Here is a 21,550-nt window from a genome sequence, read left to right as displayed (position 1 = left end):
ATCAGCGGGGACGCGGGCGTCCCGGTGCGGGAGGGTGGATGACCAACTCCGACTTACCCGGTTTCTTCCAGGACGCCGACGCGGCGGCGCGCCGCGGGCAGCGGCGCACCCTGCGGTGGAACCGGATCAGGCTGGTGGCGACGGTGGCGGCCGCGGTCGGCGGCGCGCTCCCCTGGAAGATCGGGTCGTTCGAGTTCTGGGCGGCCGTGGCGGTCGCCGGCTTCGCGGTCGCGCTGGCGGTGGAGATCGTGCTGCTGGCCACCCACCCCGAACGGGACTGGTTCAACGGCCGCGCGGTCGCCGAGTCGGTGAAGACGCTGGCCTGGCGGTTCGCCGTCGGCGGCGACCCGTTCCCGGCGACCGTGCCGCCGAAGCAGGCGCGGACCGAGCTGCGGCGGCAGGTCGCGGCCGTGCTGCCGACCGGCGAGGGCCGGCTGGCCCTGGGCTCCGACGACCCCTGCGCCACCCCCGGCATGACCGGCCTGCGGGCCCGGCCGTTCGCCCAGCGCCGCGCCGCGTACCTGGCCGAACGGGTGCTGGACCAGAAGAGGTGGTACGCCGACAAGGCCAGGACCAACGAGCGGCGCGCCCTGCTGTGGCGGCTCGTGCTGGTCGTGGGCGAGCTGACCGCGCTGGGGCTGGCCGCGTGCCGGCTGGCCGGGCTGTGGGACCTCGACCTGTCCGGTGTGATGGCGGCGGCCGTGGCGGGCGGCGCCGCGTGGCTGGGCCTGCGCCGGCACTCCGCGCTGGCCAGCGCGTACGGCAGGGCGGCGGCCGAACTGGCGCTGGTCCACGACCACCTGGTCGACGTCGACGAGGACGAGTGGCCGGCCGCCGTCGCGCAGGCCGAGGGCGTCATGACCGACGAGCGCACGCTGTGGCTGAACACGCGGCCCTCCGACCAGTGAGCGGCGCGACCCCGGCGTGGTTAGGGTCGCCCGGTGGACGTGGCGGTGGTGACCGGGGCGGCGCGCGGGTTCGGGCTGGAGATCGCGCGGCGGCTGCGCGGGCGCGGGTACCGGGTGGTGCTGGCCGACGTGGACGAGTCGGTCACCGCCGCGGCGGCCGGGCTCGACGGGCTCGGGGTCGTCGCGGACGTCCGGGCCCCGGCGGCGCACCGGCAGGTCGCGGCCCGCGCCGCCGACCTGGGCCGGCTGTCGCTGTGGGTGAACAACGCGGGGGTGCTGGTCACCGGCGCGGCGTGGGAGCACGACGACGACGCGGTGCGGCGGCTGGTCGAGGTCAACGTGCTGGGCGTGGTGCACGGCAGCCGGGTGGCGGTCGAGGCGATGCGCGGGCACGGCGGCACGCTGCTCAACGTCTCGTCGATGTCGGCGCTGGGCCCGGTGCCGGGACTGGCGCTGTACGCGGCGACCAAGGCGGCGGTGCTGAACTTCGGGCTGGGCCTGCAAGGGGACCTGGCGCGGGCCGGGGTGCCGGTGCGGGTGCTGACGTGCTGCCCGGACGCCGCCGACACCGACATGGTCCGGGAGGTCCGGTCGGACCCGGCCTCGGCGGTGCTGTTCTCCTCCATCGGAGGGCTGCTGACGGCGGCGGAGGTGGCCGACCGGGCGGTGGGCATGCTGGACGGGCGCCGCCTGGTGCGGGCGGTGCCGGCGCACCGGGCGGTGATGGCGCGGGCGGGCGCCGCGGTGCCGACGGTGGGGTTGCGGGCGATCGAGGTCCTGCGACGGCTGGGCGAGCGCCGACGCCGGCGCGCCGAGGGCTAGATCCGGGGCAGTGCTGAGGGCTTCAGCCGGTGGTCAGCCGGTGGACAGCTGGGGTCAGCGCAGCGCGCGGGGTCGGCGGCGGCCCAGCGCGAGACCGTTGCCGATGTGGTGGCGCGCTTCCCGACCGGTCCAGCCCTCCACCCCGTCGTGCGCCGAAGCCGCGTCGAGCAGCAGGTCCGCCGCGGCGCGCTCGTCGAGCCAGCCCGCGCCGACCAACTCGCCCAACCGGCAGGCGGCCGTGAACACCACGTGGGCCCGGACACCCGGCCGCGCACCCCGCACCCGGTCCAGCTCGCCGGCCACCGCGGCATCCCGATAAGCGCCGACCCGGCGCGACGAGGAGCGCTGCACCGGGATGTCGACGACCTCCTCGGACGGCGGCGGCGCGAGCACGTCGACCAACCAACCCGGCGCGGGCGCGACGGGCAGGTCCCGCAACACCCGGTAGCGGTGGTCGCCGACGCGGGAACCCGCGGCCACCACGTAGCCGCCGATGCCGCGGGTGTCGACGTGCGGGGCCACCTTGCCGACGGTGTTGCCCAACGGCACCTCCGGGGCGAGGAAGTACCGGTGCTCTCCCCCGCCCGCCGTGGCCACGCTGTAGGTGTCCCGCGGATCCTCGGCGCCGTGCTGCCAGGCGCGGCGGGCGAACGCCTCGCGACCGTGGGGCACGTCCAGGTCGACCACGAGCAACCCGGCCGGACCGCAGGCGATGCCGACGTTGCAGGGGCGGCGGACCCACCACCGCCGGATGCGGTCGCGGTCGGTCGTGGCCTCGCGCTCCCAGCCCCGCAGGGCGGGCGCCTTCCCGTGCGGGCGCAACGGGATCACCGGCCAGCCGCGCGCCGCCGCGGCCAACGCCTCCCGGTACCTGGTCATGCGCTCCCCCTCCCGGTCGCGCGGCGGGGGAAGCACCGCTGCCGCATCCAGTGTGCCCGCCCCGAGGGGTCCGCGACACCGCCGGGAGGGCGTTCCACGCAGGTCGCTCCGGGTAGCCGAACGCGGTGCGCGGCGAACGTCCGGCGCAGTCGGCGCACGCGGTCGCCGCGAGCAGCACCAAGAACCCGTTCCGTTCCGACCCGACCCGGACCCCCACCGCCCCCACGCCCCGAACCTGCCGACCGTGATCCACCCCCGACCCCGGTACGAGCACGCCCACCCGGGCACACCCCTCGGACGCACCCTGGCTCGCCGCCGGTCGCCGGCCCTACGCTCGGAGGTCGATCACCGGAGGCGCCCGTGGACGAGGCTCGCAAAGTCGATCGCGGCAGCACCGACGTGGGCTGCCCCGTCCGACAGGACCCCGACGGGACGTGGCGGATCACCGGCTACGCGGCAGGACGGGCGTTCCTGCGCGCCACCGGCACCGTGCAGGCCGGGCTGGGCGTGGAAACCGTGCAGCGGATGCCCGCCCGCGTCCGGCGACCGGTGCTCTACCGGGACGGGCCCGAGCACCGCGAACACCGCCGCCAGACCGCCCGGTTCTTCACACCCCGGCGCGTGGACGAGACCTACCGGCCCATCGCCGAACGCGTCGCGGACGACCAGGTGCGGCGACTGCGCGCGGCCGGCGAGGTCGACCTGGCGGACCTCGCCTTCCGGCTGGCGATCGACGTGACCTCGGCGGTGATCGGGCTGACCGAGAGCAGACCAGGCATCCAGGCGCGACTGGAGCGGTTCTTCCCCGAGCGGTTCGGCACACCCGGGTTCACCAGCCCGCGCGGGCTCTACTGGGTGGGGCGGCAGGTGCACAACTGGTCGGCGTTCTACCTCGCCGACGTGCGACCGGCCGTGCGCGCCCGCCGGACCCGGCGACGCGACGACCTGATCTCGCACCTGCTGGACGAGGGGTGCCACAGCGGCGAAGTCCTGGGCGAGTGCCTGACCTTCGCCGCGGCCGGGATGGTCACCACCCGCGAGTTCGTCGTGGTCTCGGCCTGGCACCTGTTCACCGACGACGCCCTCCGCGCCCGCTACCTGGCCGCGGACGAACCGGGGCGGTTCGCCGTGCTGCACGAGCTGCTGCGACTGGAACCGGTGATCGGCCACCTGCGGCGGCGCACCACCGAACCCGTCGAGCTGCCGGGACCGGACGGACCGGTGACCGTGCCCCCGGGCGCGCTGGTCCAAGTGGACGTGCACACCACCAACCTCGACCCCGACGCGGCAGGACCGGAACCACTGGCCGCGCGGCCCGGCCGCCCACTCGCCGACGGCACCGCCGCGACCGGGCTGACCTTCGGCGACGGAGCACACCGCTGCCCCGGCTCGCACATCGCGGTGCTGGAAACCGACGCGTTCCTGACCAGGCTGTTCGCCCAGGAAGGACTGCGGATGACCAACGCGCCGCGGGTGACGTTCAAGGAGGAGATCGCGGGTTACGAGCTGCGCGGCCTGCGCGTCGCGATCTGACCCGAGCACGGCGCGGTTCGCCGGACCGCACTCGGGTAACCGGGTGATGGGTTCACTCTTTCAGGGAATGAACGGCTGGGTCGCCACGGAGCGCATCGACGTTGTGGCACCGTGAGTCGCGATGGGGCTGTTCATGGCAGAGGGCGACCTGGTCGCACGGTTCACGCGCCGGCTGCGGTTGTTCGACGCCAACGCCGACGACGTGGTGCGCAGGCGAGACGTGGTGGCGGTGGCCGAACGGCTGGTGCGCGGGTTCCGGCTCGACCCGAGGTCCATCGGCGCGGAACGCGTGCGGACCGCCTACGAGGTGCTGTCCCTGGTCCTGGTGTCCGACTTCGGCGACGCGGCGCGCGACGAGGTGACCGGGACCGGGTTCGCGACGGCGCTGACGGCGGCACTGGCGGCGGACCCGCGACGAACGGCCGAGCTGGGCGCCCGCATCGCGCGAGCCGACGCGCTCGCGGTGCGCGAGTGCCTGGCGCGGATCGGCGCGCAGGTCAAGGCGGAGCAGGTCGCGGAAGTGGTCGTGGCACTGGGCGCGCACCCCGGCGACCTGCCGGTGATCCAGCAGGCCCTCGAACGGGACGGCGCGCTGCTGCCGCTGGCATCGGCGGAACGGGTGTTCGCCGACTACTTCACGGGCAGCGGCGACCCCCGCCTGTACGGCCGCCTCCAGCAGGCCGACCGCCCTTGACCGCCGGGCCGCCCTCAGCCGCCACGTTCCCTCCAGTCGCTGCCTCGCCCTCGGCCGCCGCCGTCCCGATGTAACACGATCGAGTTCACTCACACCCGAAAACCCCTGCGGCACAAAGCCCCACGCTAAGATCACAGCAGGCGCTCCCCTGCCGTAGCGCCGATTCCGAGGGCGGTCGTCCTCACCCCTTACCGTTCGACCGCGGTCGCCGGCCGCCCGAAACCTCCTACGCCGCAACGCTTCCCGCCGCGCCGGACGCCTCCCGCCCCGATCCCGCATCTACCAGGAAACACCCATGTCGTGCAGGAGAAAATCCACCCTAGTCGTACTGCTCGGCCTGGGCGTCGGCGCGCTCACCGCAGGCGCCTTCGCCACGCTGTACACAATGGACGATGGCCGACCGGCGGAGGCGGACCGCGGCGCGTGGATCACCCCGACGGTGCCCCGGATCGACCCGATCGACCGCACCACGAGCGGCCAAGCACCACGCTGGAGCGGGCTCCGAGAGGCCTTACCGTGACCCCGCGCTCGTCTTTGGTTGCGCCGTTGAGGCCGTCTGTGACAGGTCGGCGAGACCGGCCACAACGCTCTTCGCAGTGTTGCCTTCAAGCAACACTGAAGCAATGAAGGATTCTGAACAGTCAGGATGTCGAACAGCCAGGATGGTGAACAGCCAAGGCGAGGTTCGGCTCCGCCCGAGCGGTTGTCAGTTCAAGCGGTTGTCGGTCCAAGCGGTTGTCAATCCCGGAAGGCGATCTCGGCCCACACGGTCGTGTTGCGTCCCTGCGACACCACACCCCAGCGCTCGGACAGCGCGGCGACAAAGGCCAGCCCCGCGGCGGTCTGCCACGACCCGCTCGGGCGCAGGGCGCGGTCGCGCACGCTGACCACCAGGCGTTCGCGCCAGCGGTCGAGGACCAGTTCGATCACGAACGGCGGTGAGGCGTGCTGCCGGGCGTTGTCGAACAACTCCCCCACCACCACGCCGACGAGCAGCACGTCCGGCGCGGGCCAGCCGTCGATCCGGTCGCGCAGCCACGCGGCGACGTCAGCGGGTGAGGTGGTGTCCTCGTCCTGGACGACCAGCACGGCGGTGTTGTTGCCGGCGGTCACGACTCACGCCCAATGGTGTCGAGCGGGACAGCGTCGAGCGGGTGAACCGGTACCGGCTGGCGGGTCGCGAGGGAGGACACGTACGAGCCTCCCACGCGCGCCCACAACCGGACCTGACGAATGTCTTGCGATCCAGCGAAAGGAGACGTGTCAGAGCGATGCCCCCAGGTCCCGCGCGGAGCAACCGACGCCAGCCGGTCGGCACGAAGGCTCCGACACCGGGCTATCGGCCGCTGGCTGCCACCGCGGTCCCGCAGGACGTGTCGGTGGCCGCGCTGTGCCCGGACGGGGCCGTGCCGGGGGTCACGTCGGTGGCCGCGCCGCCGGAGGCGCCGGCAGGCTGCTCCAGCCCGCGTTCCACGCCGACCGGTTCCCCGCCTACGGGCGCACCACGTCGGGCCGGATCACCGCCCAGCTGGACTCCTGGCACGACGGGCAAGTGCTCGACGTGGGCGCCGAGATGGCCGGGCTGACCACGACCGTGCTGACCGCGACCATGTTCTCCGACACGCTCCCGCCCGCGCGGCTGCGGCAGTTCCGGCGGGACGCGGACGCGCTCGTCTCGACCACCCTGCCCAGGATGCTCCCGCCCCCGGCGCTGATCCGCCTGCCGATCCCGGTCAACCTGCGCTTCGCCCGCTCCCGCGACCGGCTCCGGGCGGGCACCGAGGAGATCGGCGGTTCGACCCCGACCGCTGGGACCCGGACGCGCGCCCCGCTCCCCCGCGCACCGCGTTCCTGCCCTTCGGCCACGGGGCGCGCAAGTGCATCGGGGACCGGTTCGGCCTGGTCGAGGCGACCCTGGCCCTGGCCTCCACCGCGGCCCACTGGCGCCTCACCCACCCGCCCGGCGAGGAGGAGGTGCGCGCCGCCGCGTCCGTGGTGCTGCGCCCCCACCACCTGCGGATGCGCGCCACCCGGCGAACCCCGGCACGGTGATCCCGGCACGGCGACCCCGGCACGGCAGTCCCGGTACCGCGACCCCGGCGCGGCGACCCCGGCACAGTGACCCCCGCGCGGCGACCACGGCACGATGACCCCGGGTCGTGGTCGCGGCGGGCGGCACCGCGAACCGCTTGCGAGGACCCGATCGCGCGCACCGGTCCTCCAGCCCTGACGAGCAGAGCCGCGCTCACGACCCTAGGCTGGGCCGATCATGGATTTCGATCCCGAGTCGACGCTCACCCAGGCGGGCGACCCGGCTGCCGTCGTGGCCTGTTTCGAGGACCTGCCCGCCGCGGTGTGGGCGTTCCGCGGACCCGACCTGGTGGTGGTCGCGGCCAACCGCGCGGCACGCGCCTCCGTCGGCCACCGGCCCGACCTCGTCGGCCGGCCGGTGCGCGAGGCTGTTCCGGAGGCGGCCGGTCACCAGGTCTTCGACCTGATCGCGCAGTGCTACGCGAGTGGTCGAAGAGTGGTGGGCGACGAGCGGCGGGTGCCGGGCGACCGGAACGGCGACGGGCGGACGGAGGAGGGTTTCGCCACCCTCACCTGTCTGCCTTCGCATGACGAGCACGGCGCGGTCACCGGGGTGGTCGTGCACGTGGTGGAGGTGACCGGGCAGATGGCCACGCGACGCAGGGCCGAGCAGCACCACCAGGCCGCGCAACACGTGGTGCACACGTTGCAACGCGCCCTGCTGCCCGACGTCCTGCCGGTCCTGCCCGGCGTGCGGCTGGCCGCCCGGTACGTGGTCGCGGACGACGAGCAGGCAGCGGGAGGCGACTGGTTCGACGCCGTGCCCATCTCGGGAGCACGAGAAACAGGACAGGAAGAACAGGCAGGCGGGCAGGCCGCGCGGCGGGCGGAAGCGCAGGCAGAAGGGCCGGCGGAGCGGTCGTCGGGTCGGGCGGCTGGTGAGCGGGCGGATTCGCGCGCGGGTGAGCCCGTGGCTGGGCGGACGGGTGGGCCAGTGGCCGGGCGGACGGGCGGGCGGGTGGTCCTGCTCGTCGGCGACGTGGTCGGGCACGGTGCCGCCGCCGCCGCGATGGGACAGCTGCGCACGGTCGCGTTGAACGCGCTGTGGTCGGGCGCGGACGTCGAGGCGGTGGTGGCGCAGCTGGACGCCTTCGCCGCGCGCCTGCCGGAGACCCGCGCCGCCACGGTGTGCCTGGTGGAGCTGGACACCGCGACCGGTGAGTTGCGCGGTGTCAGCCGCGGGCACCCGCCCGCGCTGGTGGTCTCCGCCGGCGGCACGACCCGGTTCCTCGCGGGTCCCGGCCACGACGCCCCGCTCGGCGTCGGCAGGCCTACGAGCACGCTGTGGCGCGACCGACTCGACCCGGACGACGCGCTGCTGCTGTACTCGGACGGCCTGGTCGAGCGCTCCGGACGTCCGCTGGCGGACGGCCTGTCGGCGCTGGTGGAGGCGTCCGCGGACGCGCTGGGCCGGCCGGCCGACGAGGCGGGCACGTCGCCGACGAACCCGGCCGACCGGCTGTGCGCGGCCGTGGTGGAGCGCCTGGGTCGGCTCGGGTACGAGGACGACGTGACGGTCCTCGTCGCCCACCTCCTGGACCGGCGGCAGCCGCCCCTGCACCTGGAGCTGCCCGCGAAGCCGGCCGCGCTGACGTGGCTGCGGCACGGGGTCGCGGACTGGCTCGCGGCACTGGACGTCGACGACGACCGGGCGTTCGCGGTGCAGCACGCGATCGGCGAGGCGGTCACGAACGCCGTCGAGCACGCCTACGCCGACGGGCCGGGCGAGGTGGTGGTCGACGCGCACCTGTCCGACGACGGCTTCGCCGAGTTCGCGGTGACCGACCGGGGCCGGTGGCGGCCCGTGCCCGAGTCGCCGGGCGGGCGGGGGCGCGGGCTGGCGCTGATGCGCCACTTCGCCGACCGGGTGGAGGTGGAACCGGCCGACGGGGGCACCACCGCGCGGATGGCCTTCAGGCTGACCCGCGTGCCGCACCTCGACTACCCGGAACGACGCGCGGCCCGTTCCGCGGACGCGCTGACCATCGACCTGCGGCGCGGACCGCACCCGGTGCTGACGGTGCGCGGGCCGGTCGACGCCCAGACCGTGGAACTGCTGCACACCGCCCTGCTCGACGCGAGCCGCGGTGGCGGGCGGCCCTTGGCGGTCGACCTGACCGGGGTGACGCACCTGGCCAGTGCCGGGGTCCGGCTGCTGCACGAGGTCGCGGCCGAGTTGAACGTCGAGCTGATCGCGCAGGCGGACAGCGCGGCGGGGCAGGTGCTGGCGCTGACCGACCTGCGGCACCGGACCGAGCTGCCCGGTCAAACCGATCAGCTCGACCGGGCCGATCAAACCGGCCCGCCTGATCTGCCCGGGTGATCCGGCCGACCCGGGCGATCCGACCGACCCCGGCGCGGCGGCGGCCGGAGGTCGGTCAGCGGCCCGCGAGGTCGGTCGGAGGCCCGCCGGAGACTGGTCAGAGGTCGACCAGAGGCCGTTCAGAGGCCGGCCGGTTCGCCCGCTGCGCCCTACTGGGAATCCACAGTGGACAACTCCGCCCCGGTGTCTTCGAGGAAGCCGCCCGACTGGTGCCGCCACAGGCGCGCGTACGCGCCCTTCGACGCGAGCAACTCGTCGTGCGTGCCCTGCTCGACGATCCGGCCGTGGTCGAGCACGACCAGCCGGTCCATGCGGACCACGGTGCTGAGCCGGTGCGCCACCACCAGCGCGGTGCGGCCGTCCATGAGCTGCCAGAGGGCTTCCTGGACGAGGACCTCGCTCTCCGAGTCCAGCGCGCTGGTCGCCTCGTCGAGCAGCAGGATCGGCGCGTCGCGCAGGATGGCCCGCGCGAGCGCCACCCGTTGGCGCTGACCGCCGGACAGCTTGACGCCCCGCTCGCCGACCAGGGTGTCGAACCCCTCGGGCAGGGCCTCGGCGAACTCGGTGACGTGCGCGGCTCGCGCCGCGTTCCGCACCTCGGCGTCGGTGGCGCCCGGTCGGGCGAACGCGATGTTCTCGCGCAGGGTCCGGTGGAACATGGCCGGGTCCTGCGGCACGTACGCCATGAGGCTGCGCAGGTCCGCCTGGCGCAGCTGGGCGATGTCCTGGCCGCCGATCAGGATTCGGCCGCCCTGGATGTCCATCAGCCGCAGCAGCAGCCGGGTGAGGGTGCTCTTGCCGCCGCCGGACCGGCCGACCAGCCCGATCCGGCTGCCGCCCGCCACGGTCAGGTCCAGGCCGGTGAACAGCGGTGGCGCGCCGGCGTGGGCGAAGGTCACGTCCTGGAAGCGGACCTCGGCGGTGGTCGGGCGCAGCGGCACGGGTTCCACCGGGTCCACCACCTCCGACGGGGTGAGCAGCAGCTCGGCGAACTGGGCCGCCTCGGTCAGGGAGCTCTCCAGCCGCCGGTAGATGTTGTTGAACTCGAACATGATCCGGGTCGCGTTGGTGAAGTAGGTGAAGGCGACCACGATCGCCTCCACCCCGAGCGCCCCGCCGCTCAGGCCCACCGCGAGCAGCAGGCCCAGCGCGTTGGTGAGCACGGACATCGGCGCGATGATCGTGTCGATGCGGAGGTTCGCGTAGTCCCAGGACCGGATGGTGATCCGGCGCTGCTCGGCGGCGCGCTCGCGGTGTTCCGCGCCCTCGCGGTCCTCGGCCGCGAAGGCCCGCACCGCATCCATGTTCGACAGGGTGTCGGCCACGTGGCCGGACACCCGGGCGATGGCCGCCTCCCGCTGGTCGACCAGCTGCTGGCGGCGGCGGATCAGCGGGATGACGACCAGGCAGGTGACCGCGATGAGGCCGATCAGCACGAGCACCAGCACCGGGTGGTAGCTCCACAGCACCACCGATGCGAACACCAGCGGCACGACGTTGGCCAGCACGGAGAAGGCCAGGGCGTCGATGAACTGCTCGAACCTCCCGGCGAAGCTCAGCACCCGCTTGGTGAGCGAGCCCGCGAAGTTCTCGTGGAAGAACGCGGCGTCCTTGGCCAGCAGCTCGTCCACGCCCAGCACGGACAGGTGCTCGATGCCTCGGCCGTCGATGCGGTTGAGGCAGTGGATCCCGATCCGCCACAGGGTTTCCGCCAGCAGCACCAGGCCGGCGAAGCCCAGCACGTACGGCAGCGCGGCGGCGGTGTCGATCTCCGCGCCGGAGGCGATGCGGCCCGCGAGGGCGGCGATCACCAGCGGCGGCAGGTAGTACAGGCAGATGTTGCCCAGGGCCGGCAGGAGGAGCGCGGGTAACGCGGTCTTCTTCTGGCGTTTGATCTCGAACAAGTAGTAGCGCAGCGCGAGCAGTAAGGCCGTTTTCCTGGTGGGTGGGTCCTGGTCCGGTTTTTCCGCGTCGCCACGTGCGCCGGGCGCGGTCATCCGTCTCCCTCCGGAGGGGTTGCGAAGTCGGGACCGGCCATGCTGCCGCAGCGGGTGCGTCCGGAGCGATCGAATATCGGCGGGCGCGGACCCGCCCGGTGCGGTCCGCGCCGAGCCGTCGTCAGCGGGTGCCGCCGTCCTCCTCGCCCTTCGGGCGGGCGGCGCGCAGCGAACCCGGGTGGGCCTTGGCGGCGGGGTCGCGGCGGGTCTTGAGCAGGCTCGCCACCGTGACCACGACCAGGATGGCGACGATCACGCCGAGGCTGACCGGGGTCGGGATCTCGGGCACGTCGGGCGAGAGGTCCACGTGCGCCCAGTGCAGGATGAGCTTCACACCGATGAACCCGAGGATGACCGCCAACCCGGTCGACAGGTAGACCAGCCGGTCCAGCAGGCCCTTCACCAGGAAGAACAGGGCGCGTAGGCCGAGCAGCGCGAACGCGTTGGCGGCGAAGACGATGAACGGCTCCTCGGTCACGCCGAACACGGCCGGGATGGAGTCCAGCGCGAAGAGCAGGTCGATGCCGCCGATGGCGACCAGCACGATGACCAGCGGCGTGCCGACGCGCTTGCCGTTCTCGCGGGTGAACAGCCTGCCGCCCTGGTACTCGGTGGACAGCGGCAGCAGGCGCCGGGCGGTGCGCACGACGGCGTTGTTCTCCACGTCCGGGTCCTCGTTGCGGTGCCGGAACAGCTGCACGGCGGTGAAGATCAGCAGCAGGCCGAACAGCAGGAACATGAACGAGAACAGCGACAGCAGGGTGGCGCCGACGGCGATGAAGATCGCGCGCATGATCAGCGCCAGCACGATGCCGAAGGTCAGCACCTTGTGCTGGTGCTCCTCGGGCACCGCGAACGTGGTCATGATGATCACGAACACGAACAGGTTGTCGACCGAGAGCGACTTCTCGACGATGTAGCCCGCGAAGTACTCGGTGCCGAACTCACCGCCGTGGGCCATCCACATCCAGACGCCGAACCCGATGGCGACCAGGATGTAGAACACCGACCAGGCGGTGGCCTCGGCGAAGCCGACCTTGTGCGGGCGGACCGCGGCGAGCACGAGGTCCACCGCGAGCAGCACCAGGATGAGCCCCACGGTGACCACCCAGGTGGTGGCGTCGATCTCAAGCACCCGGTTCCTCGCTTTCCCTGATCACCCGTCGCGTACGAATCGGACATTAGAGGCAAACGGTGCCGCTGCGCCAACCGGCGCACCGAGGGCACACCGAGATGGGATCGCATCCCGGAGCGACGCGCATCTCGTGAGGCCCGATGACCTCCGGGTTCACCCACCGGCGGGGCGTTCCGTGATCTGCGCCGCGGCGACCGTTCGCCCGTCGACCGACCGGGTGGCCGCCGGGCACGAGCGGGACCCTTGACCGCCGCGCCGGCGACCCGCTCAGGGGCGCGGGCGCACGCGCGTCCAGCGCCGGCCCCGCTGCGCCCTCGGCGTGGTGGCGGCGACGCACTTCGGGCACAGGTGCAGGCCGTGGTCCGACGTCTGTTCGAGCCACACGGCGTCCGCCCAGCCCACGTGCTGGAACCGGGCCAGCCGGCTGCGGCCGAGTGCCTGCCCGCACAGCGTCTGGTTGGTGCCCGGCGTCCACGCGTGCACGTCACCGGACGGCTGCCGCACGCCGTCCTCGTCGACCCACTGGCTGGACGCGGCGACCGCCGGCGCTGTGCTCATGGGTGCGGTGTACCCGCCGACCGCCCGACGACGCGCCGGTGGCCCGGACGGCGGGTGCCGTCCGGGCCACCGAGGGGCTCCGCGCCACCAGCGGTCCGGGCCACCGGGGCCCGCGTCAGTAGCCGGGGCCCTTGAACTTCTTCTCGTCGACGAAGTCGCGGACCCGCGACTCCAGGTCGAGAGCTGGGGTCGGGCGCTCGGCGTCGGCGCTCGCGGCGAACGCGCCGTCGGCCGGGACGTCCGGGCGCGGCGCGCCGGGGCACTCCGCGCGGCTGCCCGGCAGCACGCCGTCGACCAGGTAGCGGTCGACCAGCGCGGTGACGCACTCGTTGCGGGCGTACAGGCCGTGCGTGCCCTCGTCGGACACCGACACCAGCGCGTCGTTCAGCCTGGTCGCCATGGCCGGCCCGCCGTCGTAGTGCGTCTGCGGGTCGGAGTCCGCCTGGACCACCAGGCCGACCGGGTACCTGGTCCGCTTGAGGTCGGTGACCTTGTCGGTCGGCTTGAAGGTGCGGAACGTGCACTCGGTCGGCGCGGCGCGCAGCACGCCGAACCCGTACGGGTACTGGTCCCGGTAGCGCCGCATGTCGTCGTAGTAGGTGTTCAGGTCGGTCGGCCAGTCGGCCTCGCAGGTGACGGTCTGGAACACGCCCGGCACGGTCTGGGCGATGCCCAGCTCGTAGAGCGCCTTCGTCGCCCTGGCCGCGTCCGACACCAGCTCGGGCGCGACCTCCTCGCCGAGCACGTCGCGCCGGATCAGCGCCATGTCCTCGGCCAGCAGGTCCCAGATCTCGCGGTACCGGGCGTTGCTGCCGACCACCACGTCCCAGGTGCTCTGGTCGACGTAGCCCTGCCACGGCTCGACCGCCAGCCTGGCCGACAGGTCCTCGCTGGTGGCGAAGACCTCGGCGGCCGTGGCGCCGAAGCCGTAGCGGCTGTCGCGCTCGGCGACCCAGGCGAAGAACTCGTCCACGTTGTCGCGGATGGCCCGCGACTGGGCCTTGAACTGCTCGCGCCAGATCCACTCCGGGTGCACCGAGGAGTCCAGCACGTTGCGGTCGAGCTTGGCCGGGAACAGGGTGCCGTACACCGCGCCGAGGTAGGTGCCGTAGGAGAAGCCCAGGTAGTTGATCTTCTTCTCGTCCAGCACGGCCCGGATGACGTCCATGTCGCGGGCGGTGTTCGGGGTGTTGATGTACGGGCGGATGCCGCCCGCGGCACGGGCGCACGCGTCCTCGGCGGCCCGCGCGGTGGCGGTCCAGTTCGCGAACTCCGCGTCGGTCGGCCGCGTGGTGAGGTTCCCGACCTGGTCCGCCGCCTCGCACAGCAGCGGGCTCGACTTGCCGACGCCGCGCGGGTCGAACCCGATCAGGTCGTAGCTCTCGGCGATCCGGTTGGCCTCGAAGTACAGCGGCATGTCGAGGCCGGCGCCGCCGGGTCCGCCGGGGTTGAGCAGCAGCACGCCGCGGCGTTTGGCCGGGTTCTTCGCGGGCAGCTTGCTGATGGCCACCTGCAAGCGTTCGGCGTTCGGCTTCTTGTAGTTCAGCGGGACCGTGATGGTGGCGCACCGCAACTCGGCGAACCCGTCGCACGCGGCCCAGTTCACGTCCTGCTCGTGGAATTCGGTCAGACCCGCGGCCGAGGCCGCGGGGGCGACCGCGACCAGGCCGGACACGGCCACCAAGGCGGAGCCCACCGCCGTGGCGAGCCGTTTCACCCTGCTTGTCATCTCTTGTTTCCCCCTCATCCAGTCAGGACGGCACCCAAAAGCTAGGGAAGGCGGCAATGGCGTCGAAAGGTCCGAAAGTCTGGTGCCTGCTGTGACGCGGAACTCATCGGATGAGTGGGTGAATCGAGGTCGGCGCGGATTGCCGAAAGCGCCATATCATTTTTCCCGGAAGTGTTCACCGTGATCCGGGGCGTGCTTCGTAACCGCTTTCAACGGGGGGTGCGACGAGCCGTCATGATGTCCCGGTGAAGACATCGCTCGAAGTCACCGTCATCGGTGGCGGGGTCATCGGGTACACGTGCGCGCACGAGCTGGCGCGCGCCGGGCACGAGGTCACGGTGATCACCTCCGACCCGCCCGAGCGGACCACGTCCGCGGTCGCGGCGGCCGTGTGGTTCCCCTACTCGGCCGCTCCCGCCGACGCGGTGCTGCGGTGGGGCGCGGAGTCGCTGCGCGCCTTCGGCTCGCTCGCCGAGGACCCGGGCACCGGGGTGTCGCCGCGGTCCGGCCTGGTGCTGCACCGCACCGCGTCGCCGGACCTGTGGTGGACGGGGGCGGTGCCATCGGCGGAGACCGTCGCCGAGGGGCTGCCCGCCGGGGTGGTGAGCGCGACGCGGTGCACGCTGCCGGTGGTCGACATGGACCGGTACCTGGCGTGGCTGGTGGCGGCGGCCGGGGTGCGCACGGTCGTGGGCGAGGTGCGCGACCTGGCGGAGGTGCCGGGCGCGGTCGTGGTCGCCGCCGGGCTGCGGTCGGGCGGCCTGGTCGGCGACGACGGGCTGTTGCCGGTGCGCGGCCAGGTCGTCCGGGTGGCCAACCCGGGCCTGACCGACTGGCTGATCGACGAGGACAACCCGGCCGGGCTGACCTACGTGGTGCCGCGCGCGGCGGACGTGGTGTGCGGCGGCACGGCCGACCGGGGCGAGCACTCGGTGGAGCCGTCGCCCGAGGTGGAGGCCGCGATCCTGGCGCGGGCGGGCGAGCTGGCGCCCGAACTGCGGGGGGCGCCGGTGGTGAGCCGGGCCGTGGGGCTGCGGCCCGCCCGGTCGACCGTGCGGCTGGACCGGGTCGTCCGCGACGGCCGGGTGGTGGTGTCCTGCTACGGCCACGGCGGCGCGGGCGTCACGCTGTCCTGGGGGTGCGCGGCCGACGTGGTGGCCCTGCTGTAGGCGGGCGGTGGGCCGGGCTCCCCCGGCCCACCGCCCGTCGCTCAGCCGTTCGCGTGCAGCCCGGCCACCTCGGCGTCGCCGAGGGCCCGGTCGAACGCGCGGACCTCGTCCACCGACCCGTGCCAGTGGTCGGTGGGCCGACCGGCGTACTTCGCCCGGCCGATGGTCAGCGGACCGGTGCTCACCTCGTCCGGTCCCGCCGGGGTGGTCGCCACCCGCTGCCCGTCGACGTACAGGCGCTGTTCGCCCGCCGCCTCGTCGCGCACGCCGACCAGGTGGTACCAGCGGCCCAACTCCGGGTTCACCGCGTGGGTGGCCCGCCGGCCGCCCGGCGTGCTGAACGCGAAGTTGCCCTGGCCGTACTGGAGGTAGAACGGGTTCTCGGTGCGCCGGCCGTCCTGGCTGACCGCGGTGGCGTAGTTGCCCGGCAGCGCGTCCAGGGCCACCCACGCGGACACGGTGTAGCTGCCGCGCGTGTCGAGGACCGGCCCGGTGGTGCCGGCGAAGTCGCCGTCGCCGTCGAACCTGAGGGCCTGCCCGCGCGGGCCCGGCGCGTACGCCGCGTCCCCGTTGAGCGCGACCGGGTTGCCGCTGCCGCTGGTGTCGTCGCCGTTGCCGTCCAGCGACCACGTGCCGCGGCCCGGGTAGACCCGCTGCCCGGCGGCCGCGCCCGCGGCGAGCACCCGGCGGTTGACCTCGCGCACCGGCCCTGGGTCGACCTTGATCTCACGCCGGTCGTAGGTCCAGAAGCCGTTCAGCTCCGTCTCCACGTCGGTGATCTGGGTGTAGACCGAGCCGGAGAGCTCCGCGCCCGCGCCCTCCAGGTAGTAGGTCTCGGTGTTGGACGCGTACTTCGCGGTCAGCGCCGCCTTGTCCGCCACCCCGCTGTAGATCGCGGCGGGCGCGCCGGGCCACTGGTGGCCGGGCGTGCGGAGGGTGAACCCGCCGTGCTCGCCGTCCATCGCCGCCCGCGTGGCGTCCGGCCACGGCGCGTGGTTGTTGAGGTAGTCGTGGTGGTCGATGACCTCGCCCTTGCCGGAGTCGCCCTTGGACGCGCAGCAGTTGACGCCGCTGTGCGCGTTGACCACCCGGGACGGGTCGGCCGCCTTGACCGACTCGGCGATGCGGCCCGTCTCCTCCCGGTCCCACTCGCCCCAGCCCTCGTTGAACACGATCCAGCCGATGATCGAGGGCGAGTCGTGCAGCTGCTCCATCGCGCGGCGCCCCTCGGTGAGGAACGCCTGCTGCCCGGTCTCGTTCGTGACGTTGACGTTGACGAAGTCCTGCCACACCAGCAGGCCCAGCTTGTCGGCGTGGTGGTACCAGCGGGCGGGTTCGACCTTGATGTGCTTGCGCACGGCGTTGAACCCGAGGTCCTTCTGCGCCTTGAGGTCGAACAGCAGGGCCTCGTCGCTGGGCGCGGTGTTCAGGCCGTCGGGCCAGAAGCCCTGGTCGAGCATCGCCAGGGAGAACACCGGCTTGCCGTTGAGGACCAGCTTGGGGAAGCCGCCGACCTCCTGCACGCCGACCGAGCGCATGCCGAAGTAGCTCTTCACGGCGTCCCGGCTCGACCCGTCCACGAGGCTGACGTCGAGGTCGTAGAGGTACGGGTCCTCCGGGGTCCACAGGCGCGGGTTCGGCACCGGCAGGGTCAGGTCGGCGTTGGGGCGGCCGGTGACCTCGCCGACCCGCTTGCCGCGGTGGTCGCGGGCGGTGACCTTGACCGTGGCGCGGGTCGTGGCGGTCGCCGAGGACACCCGGACCGCGAGGGTGCCCGCGGTGATGTCCGGGGTGGTCTTCACGTCGTCGACGGCCCTGTCGGGCACCGGCTCCAGCCAGACGGTCTGCCAGATGCCGGACGACTGCGTGTAGACGATGCCGCCGGGCCTGCGCGACTGCTTGCCGATCGGCTGGTTGTCACCGGTGGTGTCGGTGACCGCGACGACCAGCTCGTGCTTTCCGCCGCCGCGCAGCGCGTCGGTGACGTCCGCGGTGAACGCGGTGTAGCCGCCGGTGTGCTCGGCGACCAGCGTGCCGTCCACCCACACCCTCGCGTGGTGGTCGACCGCGCCGAAGTTGAGCTTCAGCCGCTGGCCGCGCCCGATACCCCAGTTGCCGGGCACGGTGAACGTGCGGCGGTAGAACATGTGGTCCTCGTGCCGCTCCAGCCCGGACAGCTGCGACTCGACCGGGAACGGCACGATGATCCGCTCCGGCAGCCGCTCGCCGAAGGTCGGCTGCTGCCCGGCGGTGGCGGCGGCGAACTCCCACGGGCCGTTGAGGTTGAGCCAGTCCTCGCGCACCTGCTGCGGGCGCGGGTACTCGGGCAGCGGCCGGTTGGTGTCGACCTCTTCGCCCCACGGCGTCTTGAGCCGGTGGGTGGAGGTGTTGGTCGCGTTGCGGATGATCTCCGGCACCGCCTCGCCGGCGACGGCCAGGCCGCCCTCGCCGTCGTAGGTGACGCGGACGCGCTGGCCCCGCTGGATCGCCGCCGGCACCTCGACGACGACCTTGGTCCGGTCGCCGCGCGCGAGGCTCGCCCGGCCCAGGGGGAACGGGACGGTGTCCACCTCGACCTTGAGGTGGGCGGTGAGCGCGCCGAGGGCGGTCACCGGGCGGTCGAAGTCGAGTTCGACGCGGTCGCGCGAGGCGGTCGGCCGCACCGGGTAGACCGGGAAGTCGGTGGGCGGCAGGAAGGCCGACTCGGGCACGGGCTGCTTGGCCAGCGCGGGGGTCGACCAGCGCAGGTGCATGTTCGCGCCGCCGACGTCCTGGAACATCTCCAACCGGAAGTCGTGCTCCCGGCCGGCTTCCAGGCGGATCGGCGCGCTGTGCTGCTCGACGTCCCAGTCGCCGACCCAGTGGTCGATCACCGGGTTGCCGTCGAGGAACAGGCGGAAGCCGTTGTCGCCGATGGCGTGGAAGGTGTAGTCGCCGGTGGCCGGGGCGGTGAGCCTGCCGGTCCAGCGGGCGGTGGTGTGCTCGGTGCGCCCGGTCAGGGCGGCGAACGTGCTGGTGAGGTCGCTGAAGTCGACGTCGGGGTCGAGCGTGGTGCCGCCGGGTTCGGCGAAGTCGCGCGCACCGGGCGCGGACATGCGGAAGTACTCGCCCTTCAGGCCGTGCACGAGCGGTGCGGGGTCGCCCTCGGCGGGCTCGGCCCTGGCGGGCAGGGCTATGGCAGGGACGAGGAAGAGGCTCAGGAGGAGGACGAAAAGCCGGTGGGCAGGGCGCATGCGGGTTTCTCCTCGGGCTCGGCGGTGAGACCCATCACAGCTCCGCTCATCTATCCACATCGCCGCTCAGAAGACAACAACAAACTTCACATTTGGGAGCGCTCCCACGGCAGGATCGCCCAACTTCCGCCAGAGGTCCAGGCCAGTTGGGGTGAGGAGGGCAGAGGGGCGGGTGGCGGGACGACGAAGGGCCGGTGCGACCGCGGATCTGGTCGCACCGGCCCCGGTGGTGCACCGGGCGCGGACGGGGGTGCCGTCCGGCCGCGCCCGGTCCGGCGGGTCAGCTCGCGGTGCAGCTCACCACGGTGACGCCGCCGGTCGCCTGGCCGTTGGCGACGAAACCGAACGTCGCACCGGCCGAGGGCGCCAGGGAGCCGTTGTGGGCGGCGTTGGTGACCGTGCTGCCGGTCAGCGTGCCGTTCCACAGGCTGGTGATGGTGCGGCCGCTCGCGACGGCCAGTTCGACGCTCCAGCCGCGGAGGGCGGGGGTGCCCGTGTTGGTCACCGTGACCTCCGCCTGGAAGCCGCCCTGCCAGCTGTTGGCCGCGCGGTAGGTGGCGGTGCAGCCCGAACCGCCGCCGCCCGTGCCCGGCTGGGTCGTGGCGGTCACCGCGGCGGACGCGGTGGAGAGGTTGCCCGCCGCGTCCTTCGCCCGCAGCGCGTAGGTGTAGGTGGTGTTCGGGTTGAGCCCGGTGTCGGTGTAGGTGGTGCCCGACGCGGCGCCGACCTTGGTGGCGCCGCGGTAGACGTCGTAGCCGACCACGCCGACGTCGTCGGTCGCCGCGCGCCACGACAGCGCGACCGACGACGAGGTGATGGCGCCGACGGTCACGGCGGACGGTGCGCTCGGGGCCGTGGTGTCGACCGGGTCGCCGCCGGTGTAGCGCTCGCCGAGGCTGATGCCGGTGGTGCTGCCCTCGCCGCCGAGGCGGACCTGGTGGTCCAGGCTGACGAACTTGCCGCCGTGCTGCCACAGGGCGGGCTTGAGCAGCGCGTACTTGGTCTCGTCCCAGGTCTTCCAGTCGTCGAGCAGCAGGCCGCCGGTGTCACCGGAGTTCGGGTTGAGCACCCAGAACGTCTGGTGCAGGCCCTCCTCGACGATCAGGTCGCGCAGCGCGGCCATCCACCGGTCCTGCCGCTCGTCCTGGCCGAGCCGGCCGCCCCACTCGCCGATCAGCAGCGGCGCAGTGCCCTGCTCGTGGATGTAGAGCCAGTTCGGCCGCCACACGTCGTTGATCAGCGATTCCTTGGTGAACGGCTTGTCGAACCACGGCTGGTTGAACACCAGCGGGCCGTAGTCGTGCGGCGAGTAGACCAGCTGGTCCTGGTTCGCGCCGAGGTTGACCGGGTGCTGAGCCACGCCGCGCAGGTTCCCGCCCCACCAGGTGTGGTGGTAGTTCGGCGACAGGTCGGGGTCGGTGTCGGGCGACTGCCAGGTCTCGCCGGCGCGCGGGTAGACCTCGACGCCCTCGCACAGGATCAGCACCTTCGGGTTGATCGCCAGGATGCGCTTGCCGGCGGTCTCGCAGACGTGCTTCCAGTTGTCGACGTCGGTGGAGCTGTCCCACTTGGCGCGCGGCGGCTGGTTCGGCGTGCCGTGCGGCTCGTTCTTGACGTCCATCGCGACGATGGTGTCGTCATCCTTGTACCGCTCGGTGACCCACTCCCAGGCCTGGTAGAACAGCTCGGTCGTGACCGTGCCCTTGTACCAGACGGGGTGGACGTGGCCGGAGTTGTCGGCCTCGGCGCTGTGCACGTCCAGCAGCACCTTCAGCCCGTAGCGCTCGCACAGCCGGAGCCAGTGGTCCCACACCTGGAGGCTGTTCAGGCCCGTCAGCTCCGGGTTGACGAAGGTGTTGACGTTGGGCGCGGCCGCCTGGCCGTTCTTCCACTCCAGCAGCAGCTGGGTGGAGATCGGCACCCGGACGACGTTGATGCCGCGGTCGGCCATCGACTTGGTGACCTCGGCGATGTTCGCCGACCACAGGCCGTGGAACACCCGCTCGGTGGCGTTGAAGCCGAACCAGTTGGCGCCGGTCAGCCAGACGCGGTTGCCCGCCTCGTCGACGATCTGGTTGCCCTCGACGTGCAGCCAGTCCTCCTGGGGAGCTGCCGCGGCGGCGGGCGTGGCGGCCGCGTGGGCGGACACCGCCAGCGCCGCTGCCGCGACGAGCGCCGCCGCCCGGCGCCACCGCGCCTGGCCTGAACCTGTCGTTCTCATGTGCTGCTGTCCCGACCTTCCGACGTTGGAACCCGGTTTCGACGCGGCTGCGCCGGTCGCGCTCCGGCGGCGGTGTTTCTGGGAGCGCTCCCAGCCCGGCGTAGTGTAGGCATCCACCCCCGTTTGGCAACATCCCCGCACGCACAGTTGTCCTCTGTGGAACCACTGGTCCGATCAGGTGACGAGCACCGTTCACGTTCTGGTGTTTTGCCGGCGGGGGCCCGGGTACCTGACTGGTCCGACACGACGTCCCAGGAG

The 21,550-nt window shown here is 73.0% G+C and carries 15 protein-coding genes and 1 pseudogene; 7 read left to right on the top strand and 9 right to left on the bottom strand.

The features are described from left to right. Positions 1-38 precede the first annotated feature (38 nt). Together ABD223_RS15890 and ABD223_RS15885 are read left to right on the top strand one after the other, a co-directional pair. The gene (locus tag ABD223_RS15890; RefSeq protein ID WP_344036995.1) at positions 39-908 is read left to right on the top strand and encodes a DUF4231 domain-containing protein; all 870 of its coding nucleotides are present in this window, start codon (positions 39-41) and stop codon (positions 906-908) included. A 33-nt stretch (positions 909-941) separates the two neighbouring features. Next, the gene (locus ABD223_RS15885; protein WP_344036994.1) at positions 942-1,730 is read left to right on the top strand and encodes an SDR family NAD(P)-dependent oxidoreductase; all 789 of its coding nucleotides are present in this window, start codon (positions 942-944) and stop codon (positions 1,728-1,730) included. Between the two features lie 54 nt (positions 1,731-1,784). On the opposite strand, the gene ABD223_RS15880 is transcribed toward ABD223_RS15885, so the two are convergent. Next, complete coding sequence (locus tag ABD223_RS15880) at positions 1,785-2,609, bottom strand: bifunctional DNA primase/polymerase (RefSeq protein ID WP_344036993.1); 825 nt, start codon at positions 2,607-2,609, stop codon at positions 1,785-1,787. Positions 2,610-2,969: 360 nt separating this feature from the next. On the opposite strand from ABD223_RS15880, the gene ABD223_RS15875 reads away from it, so the two are divergent. Next, positions 2,970-4,142: a cytochrome P450 gene (locus ABD223_RS15875; RefSeq protein ID WP_344036992.1), complete on the top strand. Its 1,173-nt coding sequence runs from the start codon at positions 2,970-2,972 to the stop codon at positions 4,140-4,142. Positions 4,143-4,263: 121 nt separating this feature from the next. Then, complete coding sequence (locus tag ABD223_RS15870; RefSeq protein WP_344036991.1) at positions 4,264-4,836, top strand: hypothetical protein; 573 nt, start codon at positions 4,264-4,266, stop codon at positions 4,834-4,836. A gap of 738 nt (positions 4,837-5,574) precedes the next feature. Here ABD223_RS15870 and ABD223_RS15865 read toward each other — a convergent pair. Next, positions 5,575-5,949: an ATP-binding protein gene (locus ABD223_RS15865; protein ID WP_344036990.1), complete on the bottom strand. Its 375-nt coding sequence runs from the start codon at positions 5,947-5,949 to the stop codon at positions 5,575-5,577. A gap of 378 nt (positions 5,950-6,327) precedes the next feature. Beyond that, the gene (locus ABD223_RS15860) at positions 6,328-6,615 is read right to left on the bottom strand and encodes a hypothetical protein (protein ID WP_344036989.1); all 288 of its coding nucleotides are present in this window, start codon (positions 6,613-6,615) and stop codon (positions 6,328-6,330) included. A 24-nt stretch (positions 6,616-6,639) separates the two neighbouring features. On the opposite strand from ABD223_RS15860, the pseudogene ABD223_RS43535 reads away from it, so the two are divergent. Then, positions 6,640-6,888, top strand: a pseudogene (locus ABD223_RS43535) (cytochrome P450); the annotation flags it as partial. A gap of 217 nt (positions 6,889-7,105) precedes the next feature. Continuing rightward, a complete protein-coding gene (locus ABD223_RS15855) occupies positions 7,106-9,250 on the top strand; it encodes a SpoIIE family protein phosphatase (RefSeq protein WP_344036988.1) in 2,145 nt (714 codons plus the stop codon). Between the two features lie 149 nt (positions 9,251-9,399). Here the strand turns inward: ABD223_RS15855 and ABD223_RS15850 are convergent, their stop codons facing one another. The 4 genes from ABD223_RS15850 to ABD223_RS15835 form a co-directional block, all read right to left on the bottom strand. Next, positions 9,400-11,247 (bottom strand): ABC transporter ATP-binding protein, encoded by a 1,848-nt coding sequence (locus ABD223_RS15850; protein WP_344036987.1) that lies wholly within the window; start codon positions 11,245-11,247, stop codon positions 9,400-9,402. Positions 11,248-11,368: 121 nt separating this feature from the next. Next, positions 11,369-12,382 carry a TerC family protein gene (locus ABD223_RS15845; protein WP_344036986.1) on the bottom strand — a complete coding sequence of 338 codons (1,014 nt, stop codon included), beginning with the start codon at positions 12,380-12,382 and terminating at the stop codon, positions 11,369-11,371. Between the two features lie 267 nt (positions 12,383-12,649). After that, positions 12,650-12,940, bottom strand: coding sequence for a hypothetical protein (locus ABD223_RS15840; protein WP_344036985.1), 291 nt, complete (start codon positions 12,938-12,940; stop codon positions 12,650-12,652). A 115-nt stretch (positions 12,941-13,055) separates the two neighbouring features. Beyond that, positions 13,056-14,669 carry an alpha/beta fold hydrolase gene (locus ABD223_RS15835; RefSeq protein WP_344036984.1) on the bottom strand — a complete coding sequence of 538 codons (1,614 nt, stop codon included), beginning with the start codon at positions 14,667-14,669 and terminating at the stop codon, positions 13,056-13,058. Positions 14,670-14,914: 245 nt separating this feature from the next. On the opposite strand from ABD223_RS15835, the gene ABD223_RS15830 reads away from it, so the two are divergent. Next, positions 14,915-15,838: an FAD-dependent oxidoreductase gene (locus ABD223_RS15830; RefSeq protein WP_344036983.1), complete on the top strand. Its 924-nt coding sequence runs from the start codon at positions 14,915-14,917 to the stop codon at positions 15,836-15,838. A gap of 41 nt (positions 15,839-15,879) precedes the next feature. Here the strand turns inward: ABD223_RS15830 and ABD223_RS15825 are convergent, their stop codons facing one another. Together ABD223_RS15825 and ABD223_RS15820 are read right to left on the bottom strand one after the other, a co-directional pair. Continuing rightward, positions 15,880-19,071 (bottom strand): LamG-like jellyroll fold domain-containing protein, encoded by a 3,192-nt coding sequence (locus ABD223_RS15825; RefSeq protein WP_344036982.1) that lies wholly within the window; start codon positions 19,069-19,071, stop codon positions 15,880-15,882. 280 nt (positions 19,072-19,351) lie between these two features. Then, positions 19,352-21,292 carry a cellulase family glycosylhydrolase gene (locus ABD223_RS15820; protein ID WP_344036981.1) on the bottom strand — a complete coding sequence of 647 codons (1,941 nt, stop codon included), beginning with the start codon at positions 21,290-21,292 and terminating at the stop codon, positions 19,352-19,354. Positions 21,293-21,550 lie beyond the last annotated feature (258 nt).

Origin of the sequence: Saccharothrix xinjiangensis (assembly GCF_039527585.1) — a bacterium.
GTDB classification, from domain to species: domain Bacteria; phylum Actinomycetota; class Actinomycetes; order Mycobacteriales; family Pseudonocardiaceae; genus Actinosynnema; species Actinosynnema xinjiangensis.
This window is presented reverse-complemented; position numbering and strand designations above follow the sequence as displayed.